The organism is Saccharopolyspora sp. NPDC000995 (genome assembly GCF_053599315.1).
This window is the reverse complement of the sequence record NZ_JBSFLZ010000208.1, coordinates 1-6,524: the sequence shown is the minus strand read 5'-3', so window position 1 is coordinate 6,524 and position 6,524 is coordinate 1. Positions and strand designations below refer to the sequence as shown.

Annotated in this window: 6 protein-coding genes and 1 pseudogene; 4 read left to right on the top strand and 3 right to left on the bottom strand. The window is 69.0% G+C overall.

The genetic code is table 11. The annotated features are described in order from the left end of the window. Positions 1–40: 40 nt before the first annotated feature. Entirely contained in the window at positions 41–2,566 is a 2,526-nt protein-coding gene (locus ACWDKQ_RS34535) for a Tn3 family transposase (protein ID WP_450142964.1), read from the bottom strand. A gap of 203 nt (positions 2,567–2,769) precedes the next feature. On the opposite strand from ACWDKQ_RS34535, the gene ACWDKQ_RS34530 reads away from it, so the two are divergent. Further along, positions 2,770–3,297 (top strand): hypothetical protein, encoded by a 528-nt coding sequence (locus tag ACWDKQ_RS34530; RefSeq protein WP_450142963.1) that lies wholly within the window; start codon positions 2,770–2,772, stop codon positions 3,295–3,297. Positions 3,298–3,483: 186 nt separating this feature from the next. Here ACWDKQ_RS34530 and ACWDKQ_RS34525 read toward each other — a convergent pair whose 3' ends face one another. Next, on the bottom strand, positions 3,484–4,224 hold the full coding sequence (locus ACWDKQ_RS34525) for a TetR family transcriptional regulator (protein ID WP_450142962.1): 741 nt from the start codon (positions 4,222–4,224) through the stop codon (positions 3,484–3,486). Positions 4,225–4,354: 130 nt separating this feature from the next. Here ACWDKQ_RS34525 and ACWDKQ_RS34520 point away from each other — a divergent pair, with 130 nt between their 5' ends. The 3 genes and pseudogenes from ACWDKQ_RS34520 to ACWDKQ_RS34510 all read left to right on the top strand — a co-directional run bounded on the left by ACWDKQ_RS34520 (position 4,355) and on the right by ACWDKQ_RS34510 (position 6,215). Continuing rightward, positions 4,355–5,512, top strand: a complete 1,158-nt coding sequence (locus ACWDKQ_RS34520; RefSeq protein WP_450142961.1) for an acyl-CoA dehydrogenase — start codon at positions 4,355–4,357, stop codon at positions 5,510–5,512. Between the two features lie 128 nt (positions 5,513–5,640). Next, positions 5,641–5,838: pseudogene (locus ACWDKQ_RS34515) on the top strand (esterase-like activity of phytase family protein); the annotation flags it as partial. Positions 5,839–6,089: 251 nt separating this feature from the next. Next, positions 6,090–6,215, top strand: coding sequence for a hypothetical protein (locus ACWDKQ_RS34510; RefSeq protein ID WP_450142965.1), 126 nt, complete (start codon positions 6,090–6,092; stop codon positions 6,213–6,215). Between the two features lie 3 nt (positions 6,216–6,218). Here the strand turns inward: ACWDKQ_RS34510 and ACWDKQ_RS34505 are convergent. Continuing rightward, on the bottom strand, positions 6,219–6,524 hold a 306-nt coding region (locus ACWDKQ_RS34505), incomplete at its 5' end, for a YkvA family protein (RefSeq protein WP_450142960.1).

The window sequence follows — 6,524 nt, the reverse complement described above, 5'->3', positions numbered from 1 at the left end:
CGTTCCCCACGGCCCGATCGTCACAGTCCGTCTACGCAGCTCAGGACGCCATTCGCCTGGCCCGTAGTTCGGTCAACGGGACCTCCATGCCTTCGCGGTACGCCTGGTGGATGGTGCTGCGCTTGCCGTGGCACACGTCCCGGGCGAGCTTGTGGCGGGACTCCTGCACGGTGAGCTGCCGGTTCATCTGCCGCCGGTAGGTGTCGTCGACCGGGTCGACCACCCGCAGCAGATGCTCGGTCTTTGCAATCCGCCCGTACTCGGCGAACGCCGCCCCCAGCGGGGCCGGGCGGCCGTCGCGGCCGAACATGCGCAGCAGGTCGTAGGCGCGGACCTGGTTGGTGACCAGGGAACCGGCGACCTTCAGCATGTCAGGCCAGTGCGTGATCACCTTGCTCAGGTTGACCCGGTTGCGGGCCAGGTCCTCCACCGGGCCGTACGTGCCGGTCTCGACACCGGGCATGGTGGCCCGCCAGAACCGCTGGTCGTCCAGGTCGCGGAAGCGGGGGCTGAAGTTGTAGCCGAGGATCTTGAACAGGCCGAACACCATGTCGGAGTACGAGGCGTTGTCGGTCGCCACCATCTCGGGCTTGATGCCGCCGTCCCCCAGAACTGCACGATCGGGATCTCGGCCTGAGCTGCGATCACCGCGCCGTTCGCCGCAGCGATGGTGTCGGCGCGCAGGTACTGGTCGACGTGCACGAGCCGGGCCCGGGTCAGCGCCTCGTAGCCGGGGTTCACGGGTCAGGCCGATGTTGCACGCCTCGGAGACCAGCAGGGCGACCATGGAGGTGGGCAGGTCCTTCATCCGGGTCGTGCCGTCGCCGAGGTGCACGAAGGCGTTGAGGAACCCGGTCCAGGCGTTCACCTCGAACAGCAGGTCCGGCAGGTCGATCTTCGGGAGCATCTTCTCGACTCGCTTGCGCAGCCAGGTCAGCGACTTGAGCTCGCCGAGCGCGCCGAGCTTGTCGACGTTCAGCTTCACCCGCCCGTCGTCCTGGACCTCGATGGACACCTTCGCCGCCGACCCCGCCTCCTGAAGGCGCATCGCGAGTTGCTTCCATCCGGCGTCCAGGCCCCGCACCAGCTCCGCCAGGTGCTCGGTGACGGGCATGTCCAGGCTCAGCGCCGCTAGGACGTCCTCCTCGACCGCGTCCCAGTCCGGGCCCTCCAGGAGGCGGGCGCGCGGGTTGGACCACCGGTGCGAGGGCGAGGCGAACACGTCTCGGTTGTTCAGGGCCCGGTGCAGCTGCTCCAACACGCACACCACGTACGCGTCCCGGTCCACCGCGCCCTGGGGCAGATCGGGGTTGGCGTACACCGCCTTGCGCCACGCCGGCGGCACCAGCTTGTCGTCCACCTCGCGCGGAAGCAGGGGCTTGACGCCCACCTTCCGCCGTGCCAACGCCGGAAGACCCCGCACCCCGGCCAGGACCCGCTTCCCGGCGCTCGCTGCGTCCAGCGCCTTCGACTCGCCCAGCAGCGCGAGGAACGGGCGCACCGTGGCGTACCGGGTCGCCAGTGCGGCCCGCATCGCGACGTCGGCCGTGTTCTCGTCCTCGGGCGCCAGGGTCACCACGGTGGCCGCCGCGCTCATCACGGCGGCGCGCGGGGCGACCTCCTCCACCACCGCCCACAGCGCGGCCACGTCCAGGTCCGCCTCCTGCTCCTCGACCAGCTCCAGCTCCTCGAACAGCACCTTCGCCGCCCGCGCGAGAGTGCGCGACGCCCTCTCCAGCTGAGGCAGCGTCGACAGCCGCTCCTTCTCCGTCTTCCGCTTCGCGGCGTTCAGCAGCCGGGTGGCCATCAGCACCTGGAACAGGTCCAGGGCCTCGTCGATCGCCTTCGCCTCCAGGTGCCGCATCACCGCGGTGAGCATCGCCGTGCGCTTCGGCTCCGCCGCCCGCTCCAGCAGCGGCGCCTTCGACCCCAGCGCGTACCGGGCCAGCGCGGCCATCCGGTTCGGCGGGATCTGCGACAGCCGCAGCCTCCCTAGCCGGTACGCGCCGATCTCGTCCACGCGCTCCAGCGCGCGGGCGAACGCCGTCCCGGTCGTCCGCGTCGGCGGGCGGCGCAGCCGCTCCAGCTCCGAGAACCGCGAGCCATCCGGCGTCTTCAACGTCGCCACCAACTCGCCTGGCAGCGCCGGGTCGGCGCGGCGGGCCGCGCCCGCGACCGTGGCGTGCAGCCGCTTCTCCGCGACCTTCCGGGCCTCCGACACCTGCCGGACCAGCACGCTCACCCCGGGCAGCAGCACCCGGTGACGGCGCAGCCAGGCCACCGCCTGGTTGAACAGCGCCACCGGCCCCTCGGCGTGCGTCCACGCCCGCCCGTGCAGGAACGTCCGGAACTGGCGGGACCACTCCGCATCGTCGTACTCGCGATACTCGTAGGCGTCCCGGATCTCCCACGCGTGCTCGTACGGCGTCGGCTTGCGCTCGGTGTACCGCTTCACGCACGAGACGTCCTCGATGCCGAGCTGCGCGGCCAGGTGCTCGATCACGATCCACGGCACGTCCAGCGGGTCGTCCGGGAGGAACCGGCCGATATAGCGCACGGTGCACATCTGGAGAGCGAACCCGAGCCGACTGTGGTCCCCGCGCCGCTTCGCGATCAGCTTGCGGGTCCTCGTCGTCCAGGAAGAAGAACCGGCGCCCGCAGGCGCTCAGGGATCTTCCGCCGAACCTCGCCGCCTGGCCTGCCGCCCGTGGTAGAGGCCATGATCACCGGCTTAGCGTTAACCGCTGTACCGATGTTCCCCGAGGCCGTATGCGCGAAAGCCTCGGCATCCCCGTCCTGCGCCCGTTGCAGCGAGTCGGTTTCGGCGGCTACGGACCGCCACTGCTAGTCGGCGGCACCGGCGACCGGGTCCTCAAGATCGCCGCCGACATCATCGGCATCGCCGGGGCCTTCCAGGTCAAGGGACAACCACCGGGAACGTTGCGCCTCGGCACCGCGGCAGAAGCCGACGAACGGGTCAGGTTCGCCCGCGAGCTCGCGGGCGGATCAGGTGCAGTGGCACGCCCTGACACAGCTAGTCGTAATCACCGAAGCCAGGGCCGCCGTAGCCGCGAACCTGCTGGAACAGCACGGGCAGATGATGACTGCCGACGAGCTCCTGGAGACGCCCTTCGCGTTCAGGAGACGCCCTTCGCGTTCATCGGCAGCGTCGAGCAGATCGCCGACCAGGTGCTGCGAAACCGCGGCCGCTACGGCTTCACCTACTACACCGTGCACGCCTCGCACATGGACGCCTTCGCTCCCGTTATCGAGCAAGTCCGCGCGATCAGGTGCTAAGACCCGCCAGCAAAGAAGTCCAACGGACTGCAGGGCAGGCGCCCAACACGTCGGCCGGGTCGGAGAAGGCGACCGTTCGCAGGACCCCGCTGAAATCAATTAACACTGAAACAATAGAATTGATCGATCTTTTTCGATCGAGCGTGCCATGTCACATGCTTTCTGGCACTGAGTGCCGAAGGTGCGCTAGAGGAGATCACGTAGGGCTTCTTCGAGGTGCTTGAGCACGACGCCGGCAGGCGCCGCAGTGCGCACGACTCCCACGACGACGTGCTCCCCCGCCTCGGTGGCATGCGCCTCGCCCCACTGCCCCGACATCGCACCCGCCAACTGCTGCAACGCATCCCGCAGCATCTGCATCGCGTCGGGCGCTCCCCCTCTCTTCAGCCACTGCCGGAGCACGTGGTTGTGTGCCGCGACCACCGCCGCAGCCACTACCGCGGCGCGGAGGTCCCCGCCCGGCTCCCCGGAAAAGCGATCGCGCAGGTAACGCGCGAACACCCGCTGGTAGCGATCGATGCTGGCGATTTCCTTGTCCCGCAACGACGAGACCTCGCGAGTCAGCTCCGAGCGCATGAGCGAGACCTCCGGCTCAGCCAAGTACATCTCCAGCACCACCTCGGCGGCCTGCCCGAGCACCGCCATCGGGTCGGCCGCCGGGTCGGCAGTGTCGAGCCGCTCGACCACTTCAGCCAGCCGTTCGTCGTGCGCGGGGAACACGACGTCCTCCTTAGACCGGAAGTACCGAAAGAAGGTGCGCCGACCGACGCCCGCCGCCTCGGCGATCTGGTCCACAGTGGTCGCTTCGAAGCCTTGCGCCGCGAACAGTTCCATCGCGGCCAGCGCCAGGGCGCTGCGCACCTTTCGGCGGCCGTGCGGGGTGCGGCCGGAGCGGGTTCTGGGCGCCGGGGTCGCTGGCTCGGACATGGCCGAAATATACACCGGCACCGACTTGGAAGTGGCACTGAGTGCCGTTACGATAGCGCCGCAGGTGTCCGCCATCGCGCGGGCGGCGATGAACTATCCCGGCCAGGAAGCCGGGAACTAGGAGGACCCGGTGGACCCGAACTTCGACACGTACCAGTTGGCCGAAGAGCACGAGGCGCTGCGCGAGGCGGTGCGCGCGCTGGCCGATAAGGAGATCGCGCCGTACGCGGCCGAGGTCGACGAACAGGAACGCTTCCCGCGCGAGGCGCGCGACGCGCTGGAGAAGTCGGGCTTCGCTGCCGTGCACGTGCCGGAGGCATACGACGGGCAGGGCGCCGACTCAGTCGCCACCTGCATCGTGATCGAAGAAGTCGCCCGGGTCTGCGCCTCATCGTCGCTGATCCCGGCGGTCAACAAGCTCGGCACCATGCCGATCCTGCTGTCCGGTTCCGAGGAGCTCAAGAAGAAGGTGATGCCCTCGATCGCCAGCGGCGAGGAGGGCGCGTCGTACGCACTATCCGAGCGCGAGGCGGGCTCGGACGCCGCGTCGATGAAGACCCGCGCGCGCCTCGATGGCGACCACTGGGTGCTCAACGGCAACAAGTGCTGGATCACCAACGGCGGCGAATCCAAGTGGTACACCGTGATGGCGGTGACCGACCCGGACAAGGGCGCCAACGGCATCAGCGCGTTCGTGGTGCACGCCGACGACCCCGGTTTCGCGGTGGGGCCGAAGGAGAAGAAGCTCGGCATCAAGGGCTCGCCGACCGTGGAGCTTTACTTCGAGGACTGCACCATCCCGGCCGACCGGATCATCGGCGAGCCCGGCACCGGGTTCAAGACCGCACTGCGCACGCTGGACCACACCCGGCCCACCATCGGCGCGCAGGCCGTCGGCATCGCGCAGGGCGCGCTCGAACAGGCGCTGGCCTATGTCAAGGACCGCAAGCAGTTCGGCAAAGCCGTCTCCGACTTCCAGGGCGTCCAGTTCATGCTGGCCGACATGGCGATGAAGGTCGAAGCCGCGCGCCACATGATCTACGTCGCCGCGGCCCGCGCCGAGCGCGGCGAGGAGAACCTCGCGTTCATCTCCGCCGCGGCCAAGTGCTTCGCCTCGGACGTCGCCATGGAGGTCACGACCGACGCGGTGCAACTATTCGGCGGCGCCGGCTACACCCGCGACTTCCCGGTGGAGCGGATGATGCGCGACGCCAAGATCACCCAGATCTACGAAGGCACGAACCAGATCCAGCGCATGGTCATGGCCCGCTCGCTGCTCAAGGGCTGAGGCCCGAGGGGTTGGGGGGGCAAGCGCCTAATCCCAACCAACGGCGGCGAAAACTTCGCCTGAAGGGAGTTCTCGCAATGCGGTGAGCCTCTCCGACCGAGCGGAAATGCGCATCCGCGCTGCCGCCGGTGTCATTGCTGCTGGCCACGACACCGGCGAACGGAAGTCCCGGGCAGTCCGCCTCGGATGCACGGTTGCTGGGCGAACCGATCGTCGCGCACAAGCTGGACTTCCGAGGCACGACGGTGGGCGGCTTGTCCGGCATCGACCGCGACCCCTGCACCGGCGAGTACGTGCTGATCAGCGATGACCACTCCTATCTGCAACCGGCTCGCTTCTACACCGCCAGGATCGCCGGCGATCTACGGCCCGGGCGCGGTCGCGCAGAGCTTCGCCGCCATGCACATCCCGCTACCGCAGGTGTCCGCCCGGTTCGCCACGCTCGTGGAGCTGGTCGGCGGAGTGTTTTGTTCGTCGTGCTCGGGCTGCTGCTGGTCGGCGTCCTGTCGCCGTCGACATGGCGGGCGCTGTGCTACTGGTGTACCTGCCCCATGGCCTTTTATCTCCGATTGGGTTCGTGCTTCCGCTCGCCATCGGCGTCGCCGCCCTCGCGCTGGGCTTCAACGGCGGCAACTGGTCGCTGGACCACGGCATCTTCGGCCGCCGCCGCACTCCCGCCGAGCCCACACCGACCGCGATCTGATGGTCACCCGGCTTCCAATTCGCTGCGCTGCTCCTTCACCGCGAGGTAGTTGCCCGATTCGGCGTACAGGCTGGTCAGCAGCCAGGTGCCGACGCCGATGTCATCGCCGATGCCCAGCAGCGGCAGGAAGTCAGGGATGAAGTCGACCGGCGAGACCACGTACACCAGGGCCAGCAGCCAGAGGGCGAGCTGGTAGCGCGGCAGCGCGGGATTCCGGCCACGAGCAGTGGAGGCGATCATCGACGGAACCGCGCGGGCTCGTCGCAGCGGGCCACCCACCGGCGCCGCCCGGCGGGCGCGCACCGCCGC